Raw genomic sequence first — 1,482 nt, forward strand, 5'->3', positions numbered from 1 at the left:
TCCTACAGCTGCAGTTCGGAAGAGACCGCAGTCGCCCTCCTGTTGAAGGAACAGGAGGGGGAGGAGCGAGACTTCCCATGCAGCAGCCATCCGCCACTGAAGCGCAGGCGCCGGAAGTCCGGCTGGTTGGCCGACTTGTAACGGAACTGGAGGAAGTGGGGAGCTGGCTGAAGCCTCACTTCCGCAGGCGTGAGGCGCACGCGACGGCTGTCGAGTACGTGAAGGCGCTGCTGGGGCGGGCACAGCGCAAGAACGTATGGGGCCTTTCGGAGGATGCGGGGCATCGAGCGCCCTATGCCTTCCAGCACCTTCTGCTGCGTGCGAAGTGGGACGCGGATTCGGTGCGCGACGACGTGCTGGAATACGCACGCCGTGCGCTGGGTGAAGGCGGCATCCTGGCGGTGGACGAGACAGGCTTCCTGAAGAAGGGAGAGAAGTCCGTGGGCGTGGCGCGCCAGTACACGGGCACCGCAGGCAAGGTGGAGAATGCACAAGTGGGCGTCTTCCTCTCGTACGCGACGCCTCTCGGGCATGCACTGGTGGACCGGGAGCTGTACCTGCCGGAGCCGTGGGCGGAGGACGCAGCCCGCCGTGAAGTAGGAGGGATTCCGGACGAGGTGGGCTTCGAATCCAAACCGGCCCTCGCGCAAGGCATGCTGCAACGGGCGCTGGGCGCGGGACTGAAGCCAGCTTGGGTGGTGGGAGACGAAGTCTACGGCCGCGACACCACGCTGCGCCGCTTCCTCGAAGACTTGCACCAGCCCTACGTGCTGGCGGTGGCCTCCAACACGCACGTCTGGCGAGGTTTCTACCAGGTGAAGCCGGGTGACATGGTGCAGCAAGTCCCGCCGGACGCCTGGATGCGTCTGTCCGCGGGCGCGGGCACCAAGGGCCCGCGTCTCTACGACTGGGCGCGCATGCGGCTCAACCAGCACCTCGGCTTGTCACGCTGGCTGCTCTTTCGCAGAAGCCTCGCGGACGGGAAGGTGGCCTTCTACGTGGCCCACGCCCGACGCAATGTCTCGCTCGCGTCGCTGGTGCAGGCTGCGGGCAGCCGGTGGGCCGTGGAGGAGGACTTCGAGTCCGCCAAGGGCGAAGTGGGTCTGGCCGACTACGAGGTGCGCACCTGGACGGCCTGGCACCGGCACATGACGCTCTGCCTGGTGGCCCACGTCTTCCTCGCAGCCGCGCGTGCCATGGCCAATCTGCAACCCCAGGAGGGCCTGCCCCCAAAAGCCCTCGGCCTGCCGAGGCGAAGAAATCCCATGCGCGCATTTCTCGCCCGGCGCGGCCTTCACTGACGGCCCTCGTCCGCTACTCCGTCCAGGAAGTGCGAGGACTCCTGCTTTCAATCCTGCGTCGGACCGTGGCTCCACTCGCGCACGTCTTGGCCTGGAGTCGCTGGCGACGCCACCACCAAGCCGTCGCCATGCAGTGCCACTACCGGGCACGCCGAGCGCGGTTCAAACTGCAGCTGTAGGA

1 protein-coding gene is annotated in these 1,482 nt (G+C 66.9%); it reads left to right on the top strand.

Going from position 1 to position 1,482, the window contains the following annotated elements:
• Positions 1-77: 77 nt before the first annotated feature.
• Positions 78-1,301 (top strand): IS701 family transposase, encoded by a 1,224-nt coding sequence (locus D7X74_RS41890; protein WP_120538462.1) that lies wholly within the window; start codon positions 78-80, stop codon positions 1,299-1,301.
• Positions 1,302-1,482 lie beyond the last annotated feature (181 nt).

Origin of the sequence: Corallococcus sp. CA047B (assembly GCF_003612065.1) — a bacterium.
In the GTDB taxonomy this organism is placed as follows: domain Bacteria; phylum Myxococcota; class Myxococcia; order Myxococcales; family Myxococcaceae; genus Corallococcus; species Corallococcus praedator.

Excerpts from the sequence above, each read along its gene's own strand:
- D7X74_RS41890 (WP_120538462.1), top strand. The coding sequence starts at position 78 with ATGCAGCAGCCATCCGCCACTGAAGCGCAGGCGCCGGAAGTCCGGCTG.